Genomic DNA, 21226 nt, shown 5'->3' on the forward strand with positions numbered 1-21226 from the left:
GGACTCCGGCCGCCGGGGATACGGCGACTCCGGTCGTACCGGATCCCGCGACTACGGCCGCGATGGTTCGGGTCGTGCGGGGTACGGGGATTCCGGCCGGTCCCGCGACTACGGACAGAGCCGGTACGGCGAGTCGTCGCGCGGTTCGTATGGTGACTCTTCCCGCGGTTCGTACGGCGACTCCGCAGGCCGGGGAGACCGCAACTCCGGCCGCGGCGGATCGTCGCGCGGCGGCTACGGTGACGACGCACGCGGCGGCCGCGGTGTGGACCGCGGCACGTCCCGGGGCGCGGCCGGCGGTGGACGTGGCACGGAGGGCCGCGGCGCGGTCGCGGGCCGAGGTGGCCGGCCGGGGACCGGTCGCGACGGCTACGGCGACAGCGGTCGCGGTGGCTACGGCGACGGCGGCCGGGCCGGTCGCGACGGGGGTCGCGGCCCCGAGCGCGGCAGCGGCTCGACCGGATCCGGCGGTGGCCGTCCGGTGCCGCCGAGGCAGCCACGCAAGACGAAGCCCGAGCGGCAGAAACGCCAGCCGACCGTGCTGAGTTTCGCCAAACCCGCCCGGCGGCAGAACGTCGACGCGGTCGCGGAGGTCCCGAGCCCGAAGAAGCTGCCCTGGGGTGAGGGCGAGCGGCTGCAGAAGGTGCTGGCCAAGGCCGGCGTGGCCTCCCGCCGCGCGGCCGAGGAGCTCATCGACGAGGGCCGGGTCGAGGTCGACGGCATCACCGTGCGCGAGCAGGGCCTGCGGATCGATCCCGAGACGGCGGTTGTGCGGGTCGACGGCGTGCGCGTCGTCGTGCGCGAGGAGCAGGTGTACCTCGCGCTCAACAAGCCGAAGGGCTGGCAGTCGACCATGTCCGACGAGATGAACCGGCCCTGCGTCGGCGACCTGGTCGCGGAGCGGGTGATGGCCGGACAGCGGCTGTTCCATGTCGGCCGTCTCGACGCCGACACCGAGGGCCTGCTGCTGCTCACCAACGACGGCGATCTCGCGCATCGGCTGATGCATCCGTCGTACCAGGTGTCGAAGACCTATCTGGCCACCGTGCACGGTGAGGTGAAGCGCGAGACGAGCAAGCTGCTCCACCAGGGCGTCGAGCTCGAGGACGGTCCCGCGAAGGTCGACCGGTTCCAGGTGCTGGAGTACGGCGAGGGCCGATCGCTGGTCAAGGTGGTGCTGCACGAGGGCCGCAAGCACATCGTCCGCCGCCTGCTGGCCGAGGTCGGTCATCCGGTGATCGCGCTGGTCCGAACGCATATCGGCCCGGTCGCACTCGGCGACCAACGGCCCGGCACCCTGCGGGTGCTCGGTCGCGACGAAATCGGAAAAATGTACGAGGCGGTGTCGTTGTGAGCGGTGTGAAGACCGTGGGGGACTACATGGGCAATGATGTTGCGGACCGGTTGCTGGGCTCGTCGCCGCTGGTCGTGGCGATGGACGGACCGTCGGGCACCGGCAAGTCCAGCGTGTCCCGGCGGCTGGCGGCCCGGCTGGGCGCCCGCTACCTCGACACCGGCGCCATGTATCGGGTGGCCACGCTGCGGGTGTTGCGCACCGGCGCCGATCTGGCCGATCCGGCGGCGATCGCCGCGGTCGTGAAGGATCTGCCGCTGGCCATCGGCACCGACCCCAGCCGCGAGTCGATCGCGCTCGACGGTGAGGACGTCTCCGCCGAGATCCGCGGCAATGCCGTGACCAAGGCCGTGTCCGCCGTCTCCGCGGTGCCTGAGGTGCGCGAACAGTTGGTCGCGTTGCAGCGGGAGCTCACCGCGGCGGCCGGGCGGATCGTCGTCGAGGGTCGCGACATCGGCACGGTCGTGCTGACCGACGCCGACGCCAAGATCTATCTGACCGCCTCCGCGGAGGCCCGCGCGACCCGGCGCAACCAGCAGAACATCGCGGAGGGCCGCGGCGACGATTACGCGGCGGTCCTCGCCGACGTGCAGCGCCGCGACAATCTGGACTCCACCCGCGCGGTGTCGCCGCTGCGCGCGGCGGAGGACGCGGTACTGGTCGACACCAGCGATCTCAGCATGGACGAGGTCATCGATGAGCTGTATCGCGTTGTGGCGGAACGAATTTCGGTAGGAGGGCGCGAGTGACCGGGATCGAGACCGCCGACGGCACCTGGTCCGACGAATCCGATTGGGAGATCGCCGATTCGATCGAGGGCGACGAGTCCGGCGCGCACCTCCCGATGCCGACGCTGGCCGTGGTCGGACGCCCGAACGTCGGCAAATCCACTCTGGTGAACCGGATCCTGGGCCGCCGCGAGGCGGTCGTGGAGGACGTGCCGGGCGTGACCCGCGACCGGATCTCCTACGAGGCGCAGTGGGCCGGCCGGAAATTCCTGGTGCAGGACACCGGCGGCTGGGAGCCCGATGCCAAGGGCCTGCAGCAGGCGGTGGCCCGGCAGGCCGAGCTGGCGATGCGGACCGCCGACGCGATCCTGCTCGTCGTCGACGCCACCGTCGGCGCCACCTCGACCGACGAGGCGGTGGCGAAGACGTTGCGCCGCTCCAAGACCCCGGTGATCCTGGTGGCCAACAAGGTCGACGGCGAGCGGCTCGAGGCCGAGGCCGCGGTGCTGTGGTCGCTGGGCCTCGGCGAACCGAGGCTCGTCAGCGCCGCGCACGGCCGCGGTACCGGCGATCTGCTCGACGACGTGTTGGACGTGCTGCCGGAGACTCCGCGCGAGGACCTCGGTCCCGGCACCGGCGGCCCGCGCCGGGTGGCGCTGGTCGGCAAGCCGAACGTCGGCAAGTCGAGCCTGCTGAACAAGCTGGCCGGCGACGAGCGCTCGGTGGTGCACGACGTGGCCGGCACCACCGTGGACCCGGTGGACTCGCTGGTCGAATTGGGCGGCAAGACGTGGCGTTTCGTCGACACCGCGGGCCTGCGCCGCAAGGTCGGCAACGCCGCGGGCGCCGAGTACTACGCCTCGCTGCGCACCAAGGCCGCGATCGAGGCCGCCGAGGTGGCGGTCATGCTGATCGACGCGTCGGTCCCGATCACCGAACAGGACCTGCGGGTGATCAGCATGGTGGTCGACGCGGGCCGGGCGCTGGTGCTGGCGTTCAACAAATGGGATCTCGTCGACGAGGACCGCCGCGAGCAGCTGGAACGCGAGATCGACCGCGAGACGGTGCAGATCCGCTGGGCGGAGCGGGTGAACATCTCCGCTCACACCGGCCGCGCGGTGCAGAAGCTGGTTCCGGTGATGGAGACGGCACTCGAGTCCTGGGACAAGCGAATTCCGACCGGCCGGCTCAACAACTGGCTCAAGGAGGTCGTCGCCTCGACGCCACCGCCGATGCGCGGCGGCCGGTTGCCCCGGGTGCTGTTCGCCACTCAGGCGACCACCCGCCCGCCGACCTTCGTCCTGTTCACCACCGGCTTCCTGGAGGCGGGCTACCGCCGGTTCCTGGAGCGGCGGCTGCGCGAGGAGTTCGGCTTCGACGGTTCCCCGGTCCGGATCTCGGTCCGGGTGCGGGAGAAGCGCGAGCGCGTCAAGAAGTAACCGATTCGCCATTATCGGGAGATCCGTTGCTCAGCAACGGATCTCCCGTTGCGTTCGGGAGCCGGCCACCGAGGTTGCCGCGGTCACGGCGAGCGGGTGTCGCCGCGATCGGCCGACGACGTCCGGACCGCCGGGGCCGAGGCGAGCCGGATCGGCCGGAAACAATCGGATCGTGCTGACTGCAATTCTGTTGCACGGCACGTTGTCCTGCGAATCTACAGCCGTGGCACCGCCGGTGAGGATGGCCGGGTGCGGTGACCCGGTACGGATTCGAGGTTTCGATGTCTACTTCATCCCAGCCGCCGCGGAGCGACGACGAACACCCGGAGACCGGTGCCGGCGCGGCTGCTCCGGAGCCGACCGAACCCGCCGCGGCGAACCACGAAGCGGTGGAACCGGAGTCGGCGAGCGCGGCGACCGCACCCGACGAGGAGGAGGACCTCGGCTCACCCGAGGAACCGGCGGGTCCCGCCCTGTCGCGACGGAAACTGCTGGCCGGCGCCGGCGTCGCGGCCGCCGTTGTGGCCGGGGGCGGGCTGGCGGGCTGGCTGACCACGCGGCGGACGCCGGGATCCGGAAAGGTCAACCGGGCGTTGAAGATCGGCTACGGCGGCGGCGTCTGCGAGGCGCCGCTGTACGTCGCCTACCAGGAGAAGATCTTCGAGAAGCACGGCCTGGACGTGCAGATCGTCAAGACCGGCGGCGACGAGATCAAGGACGCGGTCGGGGCGGGCAAACTCGACGGCGCGCCGGGCATCTTCTTCTCCTGGCTGAAGCCGATCGAGCAGGGTATCGATGCGAAGCTGGCCACCGGCCTGCACGAAGGCTGCCTGCGCATCGCCGTGCCGACCGACAGTCCCATCAAAACCGTTGCGGATCTGCGCAACAAGCCGATCGGGGTGGCGGCGATCGGAGATTCGGCGATGTCGTTCTTCTCCCTGGACCTGCTCGATGCGGGCATCAATCCCAGCCAGGACGTGGAGTGGAAGGTCTATCCGGGTGATCAACTCGGTGACGCGCTCGCGAAGGGCGAGATCGTCGCGATCGCCGGCAGCGATCCCAACGCGCTACTGCCCACGCTGAAGGGCAAGGCCCGAGAGCTGACCAACAACACCCAGGGCGCCAACCGCGAGCAGTTCTGTTGTGCCACAGCGATCAACGGCCGCCTACTGCGCGAAGAACCGGACATCGCACGGGCTCTGGTAACCGCCTGGGCGGAGGGTAGTCGCTGGGCCGGGGCGAACGTGACACAGACCGCCGCGCTGGAGGTGGCGAACAAGTACGTCGCCGCGGATCAGTCGATCATCGAGGCGACACTGAAGACCTACGGCTTCGATCCGTCGGCGGCCCGGCTGCGGGGCGCGCTGGAACCCGGGATCGAGAAGTTCGCGAAGACCGGCTATCTGGATCGCAAGACCGATCCGAGGAGCCTGGCCGACAAGGTGTACGTGGACCTCGGCCTCACCTGGTGAGCGTGATGACCACCACGACATCGGATGCGGTGCGGACGGACACCGATACCTCCCTGCCGGACACCGTCGGTGCCGCGGCCGCGGCACCGACGAAGCGTTACCGCCCCAATGCGGGATTCGTTGTGGCGTGGGCGTTGTGGGTGCTCGACGCCGTCGCCACGCTCGCCGTACCGGACAGCCTGCACGCGGCGGCTCCCCTGGCCGCCGGGCTGCTGTGGACCGCTGTCGCGGTCGTGTTGAGCGCCTGGGCGATGCACGGCCGCCGGCAACGCGCGTCGGCGCTGCGACTGCGGCACTGGACACCGTGGCTGACCGTCCTCGCGGTGTGGATCCTGGTGTGGGAGTGCAGCACCGCGAAGAGCGGATGGTTGCAGCCACCGTATTTCGCGTCGCCGCAACACATGTTGCTGGTGTTCTACGAGGACGCCGGAATCCTCGCCTCCAGCACCTGGCATTCGCTGTTGTTGCTGCTGATCGGTTTCGGCATCGGCGCCCTGGCCGGGCTCGGCACCGGTATCGCGCTGGGCTGGTCGAGACTCGCGTCGTACTGGGGTCATCCGGTGTTGCAGACGCTCGGGCCGGTGCCGCCGGCGACGCTGTTGCCGCTGGTGCTGGTGCTGTTCCCGACCAGCTACAGCGGCAGCGTCTTCATGGTCGCGTTCGGCGTCTGGTTCCCCGTGTCGGTGCTGACCCGGGCCGGTATCGCCGGGGTGCCGCGCGGTTACTTCGATGTGGCCCAGACCCTCGGCGCGACACCGCGTTTCCTGATCTGGCGGGTGGCGGTGCCCGGTGCGCTGCCGAGCATCTTCACCGGATTGTTCATGGGACTGGGAGCCTCGTTGGGCGCGCTGGCGGTGGCGGAACTGCTCGGTGTGAAGAACGGGCTCGGCTGGTACATCCAGTGGACCAAGGGATGGGCCGCGTACCCGCGGATGTACGCGGCGATCACGATCATGATCGTGGTGTGCCGGACGCTGATGGTGATCCTGTTCCGGATCCGTAATCGCGTGCTGGCCTGGGAGAAGGATCTGGTGCGATGGTGAACCGGGGCAGCGTGATCGACATCGACTCGGTGTCACACCAATTCGCGGTGGCCGGGGCTCGGCCCCGTTCGCTGCTGGACCGGGTGCGTGGCCGGCCGGCGCCGGTCCCGACTCGCGCCCAGGAACTGGGGCGGCTGCGGGTCCTCACCAATGTGTCGCTGCACATCGAATCCGGCGAATTCGTCGCGCTGCTCGGCCCTTCGGGCTGCGGCAAGTCGACACTGCTGCGTCTGCTGGCCGGGCTGGAGCGGCCCGCGCGCGGCGATGTGCGGGTCGACGGTGCCACGGTGACCGGCCCGGATCCGCACCGCGCGTTGATGTTCCAGGATCCGACGCTGTTCCCGTGGCGGACCGTGGAACAGAACGTCTCGCTCGGACCGCAGGCCCGCGGCACGGTGACCGAGGACCGCGACCGGGTCGCGGGGGCACTGGCCCTGGTCGGGCTCGACGGCTTCCGCGACACCTATCCGGCGCAGTTGTCCGGCGGTATGGCACAACGGGTCGCGCTGGCCCGGGCACTGGTGAACCGGCCGAGGCTGTTCCTGCTGGACGAGCCGCTGGGAAAATTGGACGCGCTGACCCGCGCGACGCTACAGGCCGAGATCGGAAGGCTGTGGCAGGACGACGGATTCACCGCGGTTCTGGTGACCCACGATGTGGACGAGGCACTGCGGCTGGCAGATCGGGTGGTCGTGCTCACCGCACGACCGGGAAAGGTGGTGCGGGACGTGCACATCGACCTACCGCGACCGCGGGTGCACGACGCCCCGCGTTATCTGGAACTACGTCGCGAGATCCTCGCGCTGCTCGGCGAAACGGGAAGGTCAGCGGCATGAGCGGGGAAGCGCCGGAGGCGGCAGCGGAGCGTAACCACGGAGGCGCTCCGCTCGTGCCGAGTGGACACGGCATGAGCGGGGAAGCGCCGGAGGCGGCAGCGGAGCGTAACCACGGAGGCGCTCCGCTCGTGCCGAGTGGACACAGCGTGAGCGGTGTGTACGAGTCGATTGCCGATGCGATCGGGAATACCCCACTGGTGCGTTTGAATCGGGTCACGGAGGGCCTCGCGGCGACCGTGTACGTGAAGCTCGAATACCTGAATCCGCTGGGCAGCGTGAAGGATCGGGCCGCGCTGTCGATGATCGAGGCGGCCGAGCGATCCGGTGAGCTGCGGCCCGGCGGCACGGTGGTGGAGGCGACCTCCGGTAACACCGGGATCGCGCTCGCGGCCATCGCCGCCGCGCGCGGCTACCGATCGGTGGTCGTGGTTCCGGACAAGTCCAGCGCCGAGAAGATCGCGCTGCTGCGGGCCTACGGTGCGGAGGTCCACATCTCACCGGGAAGCCGCCCCTCGCATCATCCGGAGTTCGTGCGCAACGTGGCCCGGCGGCTGGCGGCGGAGATCCCGGGTGGCTGGCTCGCGGGCCAGTACGACAATCCGGCGAATCCGGCGGCGCATCGCGCCACCACCGGACCGGAGATCTGGGTCCAGACCGCCGGTGCGGTGACCCATTACGTCGCCGGAGTCGGAACCGGTGGAACCGTCAGTGGCGCAGGCGCATTCCTCAAGGCTGTCTCGCAGGACGCGGTGCGGGTGATCGGCGCGGACCCGGAGACCTCCGCCTACGGCGGCGGCGATGGCCGGGCCTGGTATGTCGAATCCGTCGGCCACCACCTGCATCCGGAGACCGAAGTGGACGAATGGCCGTCCTCGTACCACCGGGACGTGGTGGACCGGATCGAGCGCGTCGGTGACGCCGAGGCCCTGCGGGTACTGCAACGACTGGCCCGGGAGGAAGGCATGCTGCTCGGCGGTTCGTCCGGCACCGCGATCGCGGCAGCACTGCGCGTGGCCCGGCCGCTCGGCCCCGAATCGGTGGTGGTCGTGATCGCGCCCGATTCGGGCCGTTCGTATCTGTCGAAGTACTTCGACGACGACTGGCTCGGTCGCTTGGGATTTCCGCTGTTCCGTGCGGGATCCGAGCCGGCCGTCGGCGCGGTGCTGCCGATCCCGCTCGACGGCGACGCCCGCACCGTTCCGTCCCGTGCCACCGTCGCCGAGGCCCGCGCCCTGCTCGGCGATGCGCCGGCACTCCCGGTGTTGTTGCAGCGCAACGCCTCCGGGCCGGCGCAGATCGCCGAGGTGCTCGGCTCCGTGAGTTCGGTGACCCTGGCCCACGCTCCGGGGCCGGATCCGGTGACTGACCACCTGAGCGCACCGCTACCGGTCGTGGGCACAACCGATCCGGTTTCCAAAGCGGCCGAACGTATCTCCGGATACGCCGGACCGGTGGTGGTCGCGCATGAGGGGCGCGGCGTCACTCTGGTCGACGCGGCGGAGATCGCCACCGCCCGGAAGGCGGCGGACGCATGACGCGGGCATGGACAGCCGGACACCGGCGCGCCGTCGCCGCTGCGCTCGCCACGGTGCCCGCGGCACTGCTGACGGTGCTTCCGGCCACCGGAACGGCCTCCGCGCACGTGACCGCGAGCGCACCGGACGCCGCCCCCGGTGGCTACAGCGTGGTGACCCTGCGGGTGCCCGACGAGTCGGCGGCCGGCACCGTGAAACTGGAAGTGACCCTGCCGCCAGATCATCCGTTCGCGGAGGTACGCACCGCCCCGGTACCCGGCTGGGACACGGCCGTCCGCCGCACCGCCCTGGCCCAGCCGATCGACGACGGTGCGGGCGGCAAGCTGACCGAAGTCGTGTCGGCGGTGACGTTCACCGCCCGCGACGGCGGCGCGATCGGTCCGGGCCAGTTCGGTGAATTCCGGCTGTTGCTCGGCCCGTTGCCGAAATCCGGCAACGTTTTCCTCCCCGCCGTCCAGACCTACAGCGACGGCAGCACGGTGTCCTGGATCGAACGCAGCACCGACGGCACCGAATCGGCCCACCCCGCCCCGGTCCTGCACCTCGGCGGCCCGGTCGTCACCGGCCACACGCACGGTGCGCCGCCACCGACCCTCGCAACCGGAAGCGACGATACCCAGCACAACTCGGCCGACACAGCGACTTTCCTGGCGGGCGCCGCCCTGGTCGTCGCACTGCTCGGCCTGGCCACGGCCGCCTACCCGTTGCTGCGCGTACGCACCGCCCGCCCCGCCGCGGACCCGTCCGGCAGCTCGGAAACGTGAACGGCCGGAACCTGCCACGGCCACAAGTGGATTCGGCACAGCGTTTCGAGTGCGGGCCACCGGCGGCACGCGCGATCCGCCGAGCCCGGACACGGCCGGCGGCCACACCCGGATCGCGCGACAGATCCGCCTCGAACACACGATATTCGTGGTCCGCCGGTCCGGGACGCCGGTGGTGATCGAGGGAGGAAGGCGCCGAACGGAACCACCTTCCGATGGCCTCGAACGGATTCCGGCACGGTTCCGGAGGATTTGCCGCGGGTCTCCGAGTAGAACAGGGTCACAGGAGAATTGGGCGTGGCGCGCGCTGCTCGGACTGCTCGCGGTCGTGGGGATCTGCTGGGCCGGGACCGGGATCGCGGCGGCTCACGCGGTGTTGGTCGGCAGCGATCCCGCCTACGGCGTCACGCTGAATACGCTGCCGCAGCGTGTTTCGGTCACCTTCGACGAGGCGGTGACGGCGGCCGGTGCCGGTCTCACGGTGACCGACCGGGACGGGCAACGCGTCGACACGGGAACGGTGGGATCAGGTGACGGCGGCCGCACGATCCGCATCGGGATGCGACCCGGGTTGCCGGAAGGGACGTATCTGATCACCTGGGTGGTGTTGTCGGCGGACGGGCACACTGTCGGCGGATCCAGCGTGTTCGGATTCGGGGAGCCACCGGACCTGCTGACCTCGGCGGTCCCGGCGCGGGATCCCGCGTCGGTGGTGGCCGACGGCGTGGTCCGGATGCTGACCGCCGTAGTGTATTTCGGGGTCGTGCTGGCTGTCGGCATCCCGCTCGTCGCGCTGTCGGTATGGCGCCGCGGCCTGCGAACACCGTTGGTGGCGCAGCTGATTCGCGCCGGAGCGGTCGCCGTGGCCGTCGGCTCGTTGTCGATCGTCGTCGCGGCGCCGGTGCGGCTGGCGGGTGCGGACGGGTGGTGGCAACCCGGCGTGTGGAGCCGGGCTCTGGACGCGTCCTCGACCCTGCCACAGATCATTCGGCTGGCGGCCGCACTGCTGGTGGCGTGCACGGCACACCGGCTCGGGGCCATCGACCGGCATGAAGACGCGTCGGCCGACACCGGGCGGGGGGCGGCGGTGATCACCACACGGCCCGCGAGTACGAGTTCGGCAGCCGCCGTCGAGTCGTCACGCGTCGGCCGGGGTTCGGCCGATTCGCGCCCGCGGGTGGTGCGGCAACCGGATTCCGGCGTCGGATCGGTTGTGGGCGGGCCGGATTCGTGGTCGCTCGGGAGCTCGGTCCGCGCCCTTGCCCGGCGGGGCGGGGCCGGCGGATCGCTGTCGGCGCCGGCCTCCGGGATGGTGGGGATCGTGGTGGCTACCGCGTTGTCGGGGCACGCGGTGGCGGGGAGTGGACGGTGGATGGCCGTGGTGTCGACCGCTGTACACGTGTCGGCGATGGCCGTGTGGGTGGCGGGGCTGGTGTTCGCCGTTCTGGTATGGCGGAGGGGTGAGCGGGAAGCCTTGGTTCCGCGGTTGACGGGGGTGGCGTCGGTTGCGGTGGGAGCCTTGGCGATCACCGGGGGATATCAGATCTGGCGATCGGTGGATCCGGTTGCGGCGCTGTGGTCCACGGCGTGGGGGCGGTTGATGCTGGCGAAACTGGCGGTGGTCGCGGCGGCGCTGCTGGCCGCATTTGTCGCCCGGACCGTACTGCGGCGATTCGCCGCGTCTCTGCTGGCGGTCGAATTGTCGTGCCAGATAATCGTTCTGGTGGTGACCGCGGTGCTGGCCGGCACCACGCCGGCTCGGGATGCCTACGATCCCCGGGCCGAGTTCACCGCGGCGGTGGGGCCGTTGCGGGCGGACATCGACGTCGACCGTGCCGGGGTGGGGGATCAGGAATTCACCGTTCGGCTACGGGACGAGTCCGGTACGGCGGTGGGCGCGGTGTCGGTCGGCGGGCAGTTGGTGCGGGCCGACGGCGGGCTGGAGGCGATCGAGGTGGCGTTCCGGGGTGTGGATCCGGTGGAGTTGGGTCCGAAATACTTTGTCTCGCCGCCGATCAGGGTACCGATCGCGGGAATGTGGCGGTTGCGCCTGACCGTGGCCACCGATCGGGTCACCGCCTACACCGCGGGTGTGGTGTATCGGGTCTGGTGACCGAAGTCGTGCGGCCGGAGGCGCTTCCGGCCCCACCGGCGGCTCAGCCGTGGTCGGCGGCCGCGGCCAGCGCCTTGATCACCTCGGCGGCGACCACGGCGTGGCCGGAGATGTTGAAATGGATGTTGTCGGCGGACAGCACGTTCGGCCGGTGGCCGACCGGATGCCACCACAGGTCGACCAGGATCGCGTCGTGCCGCTCGGCGACCCGGCGGATGACCTGGTTGATCAGGTCCAGGCGTTCGCGGAACGGCGCCAGTTCGGGGACGCCGGGCGGTACCGCGTCGGCGATGGTCATGGTGGCGAGCCGGGCGCCGATCTTGGCGCCGCCGGCGAAGGTCCGCTCCAGATTGTCTTCGGCGGCAGCGTAATCGGGTTGATCGACCCAGAGATCGTTTCCGCCGCAGGCGATGTACAGCAGGTCGGGCTCGAAAGCTACTGCGGCGTCGAGCTGTTCGTCGGCGACCTGGCGTGTCGTGGCGTTGATCCGGCCGACGTTGAGGAATTCGACATCGCCGACCGCGGCCCGTAGTACGGCGATCACCCGCGGGGCCCAGTAGACTGTGCGGTACCCGGGGCTGGCGTCGCCGGCGCCGTGGGCGGTACTGTCGCCGACGAGGGCGATCCGCCGCCAGGGGGCGGCGCGCAACATCTCGACGGCAACGTCGTCGGCGAGACAATCCGGATCGGTGTTCTCCGTGTAGCCGAGGCCGGCCGGATTCGCCATGACTTCTCCTCGTGTGCGCTGCCGCCGCGAAACGATGCGGGGGTACCATCGATCATAGATCAAAGAACGAACGTGCGTGCGGTCGAACTTACCGGCGATCTGGTCGGTGGTCAAGGTCGGTAGGGGTCCGTTCGGCGCCGTCCCGCTTAGGGGTCGGATAGGGGTTTACCTGCGCAGTCGTCGCGGGTGAGCCTGATCGCATCGGCGAACGGTCGTTCGGACTGGATTGCGCCCTGCGGCGCTCGTAGCTCTCGTCGACAGAATTCAGGAGGAGCTGTGAAGGATCTCAAGGATCGGACCGTGTTGCTGACCGGCGCTTCGGGCGGCATCGGCAAACAGGTGGCCCGGCTGCTGGCCGCACAGGGCGCGCATGTGGCGCTGGTCGGGCGGCAGGCCGACGTCCTCGGCACGCTCGCCGAGGAACTGCGCGGCACCGGGGTGAAGGCCGAGCCCGTGATCGGCGATCTGGCCGACCTCGGCGCGCTCGACGATCTGGTGGACCGGGCCGAGCGGGCGCTGGGCCCGATCGATGTGCTCATCAACAACGCCGGGGTGGAACTGGCCGCCGCGATGACGAAATACGAACCGTCCGAGCTGAATTGGATCCTGAACGTCAACCTGCACGCACCCATGCTGCTGACCCGCCGCGTGCTGCCGGGCATGACCGAGCGTGGCCGCGGCCACGTGGTGTTCGTCTCCAGCGGCGCGGCCAAGGTGGCGCCGGCCTATCAGGCCCCGTACGCCGCCACGAAGGCCGGGCTGGCGGCGCTGTCCCAGTCGCTGCGGGCCGAATACAGCGGTACCCCGCTGGGCTTCTCGGTGGTACTGCCGGGCTTCGTGAAAGGCGATGGCATGTACCAGGTTTGGGTCGACCAGGGCGTGAAGGCGAGCCCGATGCTCGGCTCCACCACCGTGGACCGGATCGCGGGGAAGATCGTCGGCGCCATCCGCCGCGACCGGTCCGAGGTGCTGGACATGGGAATGCCGGTGCGGTCGATGTTCGCGACCACCCAGCTGTCGCCGGGCTTCGCCGATCGGCTGGCCCGGCGCATGTCCCCGGTCTTCCGCACTCAGGCGAAGACCCGGGATCGGCTGTAGCGCAGCGGCTATCGGCACCCCGATCCCTTGAAGGCACCGAGATCGACGCTGTCGGCCATCGCCTGGTGCCCCCGGGGATTGGGGTGCACCAGGGTGGGTGACACCAGGTCCGGGCGATCCGCTGCCGGATCGGCCGGATCACGCAGCACCGCATCGAAATCGATCACGTCGTCGGCGACGTGCTGCGTGCGGATCCAGGCGTTGACCTGTTGCCGGACCGGATCCGAATTCGGGGAGATACCGCCGGCGATGAACGACTTCACCGAGGGCGGAATCGTCGCCAGGTGTACCCGGATGCCCACCGCGTGCAGCCGGTCCACGACCTGGGTATAGGCGGCCGCCAATTGATCCGGCGTCTGCGTCGGCGGAAATGCCAGATCATTGGTTCCGATGGCGAGAATGACATCGCTGATCCCCGCGGTGTCGATCACGTCGCGCTGCAACCGTGTGAGCACGCCGGGCCCCGTCTGCGGGATCGTTTCATCGAGCACCAGGCGGTTTCCCCAGGTGCTCGAATTCAATACCGAGAGTGGAATTCCCGCCGCATCGAACCGGCGTTGCAGAAAATCCGTATACCGGAGATTGCGGTCCACCACCGCCGGATCCTGCGGGCCCTCGTAATACGTCGCGCCCTCGTATCCGGTGCTGATGGAATCGCCCACGGTGACGACGCTGGAATAGTGCGCCGGCGCCAGGACGTCCACACCGAAGGCGAACAGCACGCTGGTGGTGTTCATGGTGAGGGCGTCGCCCGCCGGGTCGGCGGTGTGGTCGCCGGAGCCGGGCGGGCCGTAGTAGCTCGTCGACAGGCCGACGATGTTCTCCGCGGCCAGCACCGATACGCCCGGTACGTAGACGCTGATCGTCAGCGGTGTGAACCCGTCGACCTCGAGGTCGATCGGATCGCTGATCAGGTCCGCGTCCGGTGCGGCCGTGACCGACGCGCGGCCGCCGAAGGTGACCTGCCGGAGCGTGTCCGGCCGGACGGACGCCCCCTGCTGCTGTTGCGCCACGGTGACCGCGCCGAAGGTGACCGGCAGCGGGTTGTGCCGGTTGGTGAGGTGCAGGCGCAGCGTCTGCCCGCCGAGATGCGGTACCACGACGATCCGGTACGTCTGATCGAACAACGACGTGGTGCGGGTGAGCGCCATGTCCGACACGGGCATGGCGTCGGACGGTGACATCAGCCAGCTGCCCACCCAATGTGGGCTGCCGCAGCCGCTGTCGGGTTCGGCGTGCGCGGTCGTCGCCGTCGCCGTGGCGAGCAGGCAGGCCAGCGCGAACGCCGGCAGTGCCGCTCGATATTTTTTCGGAATTCCCAGGCCGCGCGGATTTCCGGTGCGATTCATACCAGTGACCTAACTGTGTTCGGCCCTACTTCGGGCAGGCGAACGCGAATGACAGTGCGCCGCACAGGAGTATAGGCAGAACTCGGAGCCGTCGTCCGCCCCCGTTCCGACAGTTAGGGGCCGTCTAGGGGTTACCGCCATTCCCGCCCGGCGGCGACGATGGGATCGTTCGCGGCGTATGCAGTCGTTCAGCCGTGATGACCGAACCCTGCCGAATTCTGGAGACGGGTATGGCGACCGAAGAAAAACTGCGCACCTATCTGAAGCGGGCGGCTATCGACCTGCACAAGACCCGGCAGCGTCTGCAGGAGTTGGAGTCGCGGACGGTGGAGCCGATCGCGATCATCGGCATGGCCTGCCGATTCCCCGGCGGCGTGAGCTCGCCGGAGGAGTTCTGGCAGGTCGTGGCCGACGGCCGCGACGTGATCTCCGAGTTCCCCGACGACCGCGGCTGGGATGTGGCCGGGCTGTACCACCCGGACCCCGACCACGAGGGCACCTCCTACGCCCGTGAAGGCGGATTCCTGCGTGGCGCAGCCGATTTCGACGCCGCGTTCTTCGGGGTGAGCCCGAAGGAAGCGCTGGCGATGGAACCGCAGCAGCGTCATCTGCTGGAGGTGTCCTGGGAGGCGCTGGAGCGGGCGGGCCTGGACCCGACCGCGTTGCGCGGCAGCACGACCGGCGTGTTCACCGGCATCATCGAGGTCCAGTACGGGCCCAGTATCGCCCAGGACCGCAGCGGCCTCGCCGGCCTGCTGCTGATCGGGCGGACCACGAGCGTCGCGTCCGGCCGCGTGGCGTACGTGCTCGGGCTGGAAGGCCCCGCGGTGTCGATCGATACGGCCTGCTCGTCATCGCTGGTGGCGATGCACGACGCGGCCCGCGCGCTGCGCTCCGGCGAGTGCAATCTCGCGCTGGCCGGCGGCGTGACGGTGATGCCGACGGCGGAGGCGTTCATCGCCTTCTCCCGGCAACGGGTGATCTCGCCGGACGGACGGGCCAAGCCGTTCTCCGCCGAAGCCAACGGCACCGCATGGTCCGAGGGCGTCGGAATGCTTGTGCTGGAACGGCTTTCGGATGCCGAGCGGAACGGCCACCGGGTACTGGCGGTCATCCGCGGCTCCGCGGTGAATTCCGACGGCGCCTCGAACGGACTGACCGCTCCCAACGGACCGTCCCAGCGGCGGGTGATCGAAGCGGCGCTCAGCAGCGCCAAACTGGGCACCGCGGATGTCGACGTCGTGGAGGCACACGGCACCGGCACGCCGCTCGGTGATCCGATCGAGGCGCAGGCGTTGCTGTCCACCTACGGGCGTGGCGGGCGGGCGGTACCGCTGTGGCTGGGTTCGGTGAAGTCGAACATGGGACACACCAGCGCCGCGGCGGGTGTCGCGGGTGTGATCAAGATGGTGATGGCGATGCGGAACGAGACCGTTCCGCCGACACTGCACGTGGGCGAACCGTCACCGCATGTGGATTGGACCGCCGGTGAGGTGCGGCTGGCCACCGAGGCGCAGCCGTGGCCGCGCGACGGCCGTCCCCGGCGCGCGGGTGTGTCCGCCTTCGGCATCAGCGGAACCAACGCGCACGTGATCCTGGAACAGTACGAGGCGCCCGCGGTGGCGCCGGCCGACGGCGCGGAGGCCGCCGAGCCCGTGGAAGAGGCAGTGGCGCTGCCGGTTCCGGCCGAGGAGCCGGCACTGCCGCCGGTGTCGAGCTGGGTCCTGTCCGGTGGCACCGAGGCCGCCCGGGATGCGCAGGCGCAGCGGCTCGCGGCCTTCGTCGCGGCGCATCCCGAAGCGTCCGCGGAGGGGATCGGCTACGCGCTCGCGGCCGGTCGGGCGCGGCTGAGCCATCGGGCGGTCCTGCTCGGCGCCGACCGCGCGGAGCTGGTGACCGCGCTGGACGCCCTGAACGCCGGCCGCCGTTCACCGAATGTGGCGGTGGGACAATCGCTTCCCGGCGCCAAGACGGCGTTGCTGTTCCCGGGACAGGGCGCGCAGCGGACCGGCATGGGCCGCTCGTTGTACGACCACTACCCGGTGTACGCGGCCGCGTTCGACGAGGTGTGCGGGTACTTCGACGATCGCTTCGACCCGCCGCTGCGGGAGGTGATCTTCGCGGATCCGGACGGCGCCACGGCCGGCCTGCTCGCGCAGACCTCGTACACCCAGGCCGCGCTGTTCTGCGTCGAGGTCGCGACTTACCGGTTGTTCGAATCCTTCGGTGTGCGACCGGATCTGCTGATGGGCCATTCGATCGGCGAGGTGACCGCCGCGTATCTGGCCGGCGTCTGGTCGGCCGAGGACGCCGCGAAACTCGTTGCGGCACGGGGCCTGCTGATGCAGGCGCTGCCCGAGGGCGGTGCCATGCTGTCGGTGCCGATGTCGGAGGCGGAGGTCACGCCGCTGCTGGCCGGACGCTCGGGCCGGATCGCGATCGCGGCGGTCAACGGCCCTGCCACGGTGGTGGTTTCCGGTGACGAGGCCGCGGTCGACGAGGTGGCGGCGATCGTCGCCGAGCGCGGGCACACCGCGCGGCGGCTGCGGGTGAGTCATGCCTTCCACTCGCCGCGGATGGATCCGATCCTCGCCGATTTCGCCGGTGTCTGCGCGAGCCTGACCTACCACCGGCCGACGATTCCGGTGGTGTCCAACGTCACCGGCGAACTCGCCGATCCACAGCAGTTGTGCGAGCCGGACTACTGGGTGCGGCACGTGCGCGAGCCGGTCCGCTACCTCGCCGGCATCCACGCGGCCCGTGGGTACGGCGCGACCGTGTTCCTGGAGGCGGGCCCCGGCACGACGCTGACGGCGCTGACCCGCGACGGCCTCGCCGACGACGACACCGATCCGGTGACTGCCGCGCCCGCGATGGACCCGAAGCGAGAAGAGACGCAGTCCTTCCACGCGGCGCTCGCGGCGGCCTTCGTGGCCGGCACCGCCGTCGACTGGGCGACGGCGTTGGCCGCCGGCCGGTCCGAGCACGTGGACCTGCCGACCTACGCGTTCCAGCGCCGGCGGTTCTGGCTCGACACGCCTGTGGGGACCGGGGATCTGAGCGCTGCCGGGCTGCGCACACTCGGACATCCGTTGCTGGCCGCCACGATTCCGCTGGCCGCCGGTGCCGGGGTAGTCGCGACCGGCCGGCTGTCGGTGGCCGCGCAGCCGTGGCTGGCCGATCACGCGATGGCGGGCACCGTCCTGGTCCCCGGCACCGCGTTGATCGAGATGGCCCTGCGGGCAGCCGATCTGGTCGGCGCGACCGGGGTGTCGGAACTGGTGTTGCAGGCGCCGATGGCGCTGACCGGTACCGGCCTCGACGTCCAGGTGGTCGTCGACGGCGCCGCGGAACCGAGCGTCGCGATCTACTCGCGGCCGTCCGACGCGACCGGCCCGGACTGGACCTGTCACGCCACGGGTGCGTTGTCCACCACCGAAAACCTCGCGCCCGCAGGCGAATTCACCGCCTGGCCGCCACGCGACGCGGTCGCGGTCGAGGTGGGCGACGTCTACGACCGGCTGGCCGAGGCCGGCTACGGGTACGGCCCGGCCTTCCACGGCCTGACCGCGATGTGGCGGCGCGGCGAGGAACTGTTCGCCGAAGTCGAACTGCCCGAGCCGATCCGCGGCGAGGCTGCGGAATTCGGCATCCACCCGGTGCTGCTGGACGCGGCCCTGCACGCGATGGCCGCGGTGGCGGTCACCGGTGACGAGGCGGGGCAACCGGTGCGCCTGCCGTTCGCCTGGGAAGGCGTGTCCCTGTTCGCCGTCGGCGCGACCGCGTTGCGAGTCCATCTGGCGCCCAACGGGAACGATCGGCTGTCGGTCACGGTCGCGGATGTCGCGGGCAGTGTCGTGGCGGCGGTGTCCGCCCTGACCGTGCGGGCACTGTCGGCCGCCGCGCTCACCGCGGCCGCACCCGCCGCCGCGGACCTCTACGCCGTGAACTGGGTGGCGATGCCACAGAGCGCGGCCGAGGGCACCTGGGAGGCCACGGAAACATCGGCGGCGCAGCCGTTCCCGGTGGAGACCTGGACCGGTGACGCCACGGCGCTGGTGCTGCGCTGCGAGACCGCCGCCGGCGACGGGCCCGGCACCGCGGCCCGCGCGCTGACCACCGTCACCGGCGTGCTCGAGCAGGTACGCGGGCTGCTGGCCGAGGATCGGCGGCCGGCGCCGACCGTCGTGGTCGTCACCAGCGGTGCGGTCGCCGTCGAGGTCGGCGAGGACATCACCGATCTGGCGGTGGCGCCGGTGTGGGGCCTGCTGCGCAGTGCGCAGGCCGAGAATCCGGAGCGCCTGGTGCTGGTCGACGTGGACGATCCGGGGGCGTACCGCGCCGCGGTGACCGCCGCGCTCGCCCTGGACGGGGAGCCGCAGGTCGCGGTCCGGGGCGGGGTCGCGCACGTGCCCCGGCTGGCGCGGGCCGGGACCGACAGCGTCGGCGGCGCGGAATTGATCGGCACCGCCGCCTGGCGGCTGGGCTCGCTGGGCAAGGGCACCCTCGACGGCGACAACATCGTGTTGCGTCCGGACGAGACCGCCGGGGCCGCACTGGAACCCGGGCAGGTCCGGGTCCGGTTGCGCGCCACCGGCATGAACTTCCGCGATGTCCTGATCGTGCTGGGCATGTATCCCGATCCGGACGCCCCGATCGGCGGCGAGGGTGCGGGCGTGGTGGTCGACGTGGCCGCCGACGTCACCGAATTCGCGCCGGGGGACCGGGTGATGGGCCTGTTCGCCGGGATCGGTGACACGGTCGTGTCGGACCGCTCGCTGGTGGTGCCGATGCCGGAGGGCTGGACCTTCGATCAGGCCGCGGCGGTGCCGGCGGTGTTCGCCACCGCGTACTACGCCCTGGTCGATCTGGCGGCCGTCCGGGAGGGCGAGTCCCTGCTGATCCACGCCGCGACCGGCGGTGTCGGCATGGCCGCGACGCAGCTGGCCCGGCACCTCGGCCTCGAGGTCTACGCGACGGCGAGCCTGCCCAAGTGGGACACGCTGCGCGGCATGGGTTTCGACGACGAGCACATCGCGAACTCGCGCACTCTCGACTTCGAGGCGGAGTTCTCGGCGGCGACCGGCGGCCGGGGCATGGACATCGTGCTCGACTCGCTGGCCGGCGAATTCGTCGACGCCTCACTGCGATTGCTGCCGCGCGGCGGCCGGTTCATCGAGATGGGGCAGACCGACGTCCGCGATCCCGCCGAGGTCGCCGACGACCATCCCGGGGTGACCTATCGCGGATTCGTGCTGATGGAGGCCGGGCCGCAGCGATTGCACGACATCCTCGCGGAACTGCTGAAGATGTTCGAGTCCGGTGTACTGCAACCACTTCCGGTGACGCCGTGGGATCTGCGGCGCACCCCGGAGGCGTTCCGGTACCTCAGCCAGGCCCGGCACGTCGGCAAGAACGTGCTCACCGTGCCGGCTCCGCTGGATCCGGCCGGCACCGTGGTCGTCACCGGCGGCACCGGCGTGCTGGGCGCGGCCGTCGCACGGCATCTGGTCGAATCCCACGGCGCACGGAACCTGTTGCTGCTCAGCCGCAGTGGCGCCGCGGCGGCCGGGGCCGCCGAACTCGACGCGGAGCTCACCGGGCTCGGCGCCCAGGTGCGGATCGCGGCCTGCGACACCGCCGACGCCGAAGCGCTGCGCGGTGTGCTCGCGGCGGTGCCGCCGGAACATCCGCTCACCGCCGTCGTGCACGCCGCGGGCGTGATCGACGACGCCCTGTTCACCGACCTCACCGAGGAACAGGTGGCGACGGTGTTCCGGGCCAAGGCGGCCGCGGCGTGGAATCTGCACGAGGCGACGGCGAACCTGGAACTGTCCGCGTTCGTGCTGTATTCGTCCGTCGCCGGTGTGCTCGGCGGTCCCGGACAGGCGAACTACGCGGCGGCCAACGTGTTCCTGGACGCCCTCGCGGCGCACCGGCACCGCCTCGGGCTGCCCGCGTCCTCGCTGGCGTGGGGGATCTGGGAGCAGGCGAGCGGCATCACCGGCCATCTGTCGGACCAGGACTTCGCCCGCATGCGGCGCGACGGCCTGCTGCCGATCCCCACCGGGGACGGCCTGGCGATGCTGGACGGCGCACTGCGACTGGGACATTCGCTGACCGTCGCGGCCAAGCTCGATGTGCCCGCGATCCAGGCGGCCGGCGCCCAGGACGCGACGATGCTGCCGCCGGCGCTGCGCGGACTGTTGCGCGCGGTGCGCCGCACCGCCGACAGCTCGGCCGCCGACGCCGCGTCGAAACTGGCGGGGACACTGAGCGGTCGCGGTCGCGGCGATCAGGAAGCGCTGGTACTGGCGACGATTCGCAGCCACGCCGCGGCCGTGCTGGGGCACGAGTCGCCGGAGGCGATCGGGCAGGACCAGGCGTTCACCGACCTCGGCTTCGATTCGCTGGGGGCGGTGGAATTCCGCAACCGCCTGAAGTCCGCGACCGGGCTGAAGCTCGCGACCACGGTGGTGTTCGACTACCCGACACCGCTGGCCCTGGCCCGCTACATCCGTGACGAGATCGCCCCCGCCGCCGACCCCAGCGCGGTGATCAAGGCCCAGATCGCCTCCCTCGCCGACAGCTGTGACGAGGCCGAGCTGGACCCGGACGCGGTGGCGGACATCACCGCTCGTCTGGACGAGTTGCTGCTGCGGCTGCGCGGCGGCGAACTCGATGGAATTCTCGACGATTTGGATACCGCCGGTGACGACGAACTGTTCGAGTTCATCGACCAGCCGGCGCCCCCCACCGCCTGACCCG

The 21226-nt window shown here is 70.6% G+C and carries 12 protein-coding genes and 1 pseudogene; 11 read left to right on the plus strand and 2 right to left on the minus strand.

The features are described from left to right. The first annotated feature begins 265 nt into the window (after nucleotides 1–265). From NRB56_RS38235 to NRB56_RS06665, 9 genes are all read left to right on the plus strand, one after another. Nucleotides 266–1354 (plus strand): pseudouridine synthase, encoded by a 1089-nt coding sequence (locus NRB56_RS38235; RefSeq protein ID WP_319942663.1) that lies wholly within the window; start codon nucleotides 266–268, stop codon nucleotides 1352–1354. Nucleotides 1355–1380: 26 nt separating this feature from the next. Beyond that, on the plus strand, nucleotides 1381–2103 hold the full coding sequence (gene cmk, locus NRB56_RS06630; protein WP_153340326.1) for a (d)CMP kinase: 723 nt from the start codon (nucleotides 1381–1383) through the stop codon (nucleotides 2101–2103). Continuing rightward, complete coding sequence (der, locus tag NRB56_RS06635; RefSeq protein WP_319942664.1) at nucleotides 2100–3521, plus strand: ribosome biogenesis GTPase Der; 1422 nt, start codon at nucleotides 2100–2102, stop codon at nucleotides 3519–3521. Before cmk ends, der begins: the two co-directional genes overlap by 4 nt. A gap of 281 nt (nucleotides 3522–3802) precedes the next feature. Then, nucleotides 3803–4993 (plus strand): ABC transporter substrate-binding protein, encoded by a 1191-nt coding sequence (locus tag NRB56_RS06640; protein ID WP_153339667.1) that lies wholly within the window; start codon nucleotides 3803–3805, stop codon nucleotides 4991–4993. Between the two features lie 5 nt (nucleotides 4994–4998). Beyond that, a complete protein-coding gene (locus tag NRB56_RS06645; RefSeq protein WP_153339668.1) occupies nucleotides 4999–6036 on the plus strand; it encodes an ABC transporter permease in 1038 nt (345 codons plus the stop codon). Next, nucleotides 6030–6872: an ABC transporter ATP-binding protein gene (locus NRB56_RS06650; RefSeq protein ID WP_153339669.1), complete on the plus strand. Its 843-nt coding sequence runs from the start codon at nucleotides 6030–6032 to the stop codon at nucleotides 6870–6872. Before NRB56_RS06645 ends, NRB56_RS06650 begins: the two co-directional genes overlap by 7 nt. Nucleotides 6873–7018: 146 nt before the next feature. After that, nucleotides 7019–8407 carry a PLP-dependent cysteine synthase family protein gene (locus NRB56_RS06655; protein WP_406603445.1) on the plus strand — a complete coding sequence of 463 codons (1389 nt, stop codon included), beginning with the start codon at nucleotides 7019–7021 and terminating at the stop codon, nucleotides 8405–8407. Beyond that, a complete protein-coding gene (locus NRB56_RS06660) occupies nucleotides 8404–9171 on the plus strand; it encodes a YcnI family protein (RefSeq protein WP_153339671.1) in 768 nt (255 codons plus the stop codon). Before NRB56_RS06655 ends, NRB56_RS06660 begins: the two co-directional genes overlap by 4 nt. Nucleotides 9172–9544: 373 nt before the next feature. Next, nucleotides 9545–11284 (plus strand): copper resistance CopC/CopD family protein, encoded by a 1740-nt coding sequence (locus tag NRB56_RS06665; RefSeq protein WP_194290752.1) that lies wholly within the window; start codon nucleotides 9545–9547, stop codon nucleotides 11282–11284. A 43-nt stretch (nucleotides 11285–11327) separates the two neighbouring features. Here NRB56_RS06665 and NRB56_RS06670 read toward each other — a convergent pair whose 3' ends face one another. Next, nucleotides 11328–12011: an SGNH/GDSL hydrolase family protein gene (locus NRB56_RS06670; RefSeq protein WP_153339673.1), complete on the minus strand. Its 684-nt coding sequence runs from the start codon at nucleotides 12009–12011 to the stop codon at nucleotides 11328–11330. A 276-nt stretch (nucleotides 12012–12287) separates the two neighbouring features. Between NRB56_RS06670 and NRB56_RS06675 the strand changes: the two genes are divergently transcribed. Next, the gene (locus tag NRB56_RS06675; protein ID WP_319942666.1) at nucleotides 12288–13109 is read left to right on the plus strand and encodes an SDR family NAD(P)-dependent oxidoreductase; all 822 of its coding nucleotides are present in this window, start codon (nucleotides 12288–12290) and stop codon (nucleotides 13107–13109) included. An 8-nt stretch (nucleotides 13110–13117) separates the two neighbouring features. Here NRB56_RS06675 and NRB56_RS06680 read toward each other — a convergent pair whose 3' ends face one another. Then, nucleotides 13118–14458 (minus strand): GDSL-type esterase/lipase family protein, encoded by a 1341-nt coding sequence (locus NRB56_RS06680; RefSeq protein ID WP_153339674.1) that lies wholly within the window; start codon nucleotides 14456–14458, stop codon nucleotides 13118–13120. A gap of 242 nt (nucleotides 14459–14700) precedes the next feature. Here NRB56_RS06680 and NRB56_RS06685 point away from each other — a divergent pair. Next, nucleotides 14701–21222 (plus strand): annotated as a pseudogene (locus NRB56_RS06685) (SDR family NAD(P)-dependent oxidoreductase); the annotation flags it as partial. Nucleotides 21223–21226 lie beyond the last annotated feature (4 nt).

This window comes from Nocardia aurantia, assembly GCF_009604425.1.
Lineage (GTDB): Bacteria > Actinomycetota > Actinomycetes > Mycobacteriales > Mycobacteriaceae > Nocardia > Nocardia aurantia.

Coding starts and splice junctions, on each gene's coding strand:
- NRB56_RS06650 (WP_153339669.1), top strand. CDS start 6,030: ATGGTGAACCGGGGCAGCGTGATCGACATCGACTCGGTGTCACACCAA.
- NRB56_RS06645 (WP_153339668.1), top strand. CDS start 4,999: ATGACCACCACGACATCGGATGCGGTGCGGACGGACACCGATACCTCC.
- NRB56_RS06640 (WP_153339667.1), top strand. CDS start 3,803: ATGTCTACTTCATCCCAGCCGCCGCGGAGCGACGACGAACACCCGGAG.
- NRB56_RS06680 (WP_153339674.1), bottom strand. CDS start 14,458: ATGAATCGCACCGGAAATCCGCGCGGCCTGGGAATTCCGAAAAAATAT.
- NRB56_RS06660 (WP_153339671.1), top strand. CDS start 8,404: ATGACGCGGGCATGGACAGCCGGACACCGGCGCGCCGTCGCCGCTGCG.
- NRB56_RS06670 (WP_153339673.1), bottom strand. CDS start 12,011: ATGGCGAATCCGGCCGGCCTCGGCTACACGGAGAACACCGATCCGGAT.
- cmk (WP_153340326.1), top strand. CDS start 1,381: ATGGGCAATGATGTTGCGGACCGGTTGCTGGGCTCGTCGCCGCTGGTC.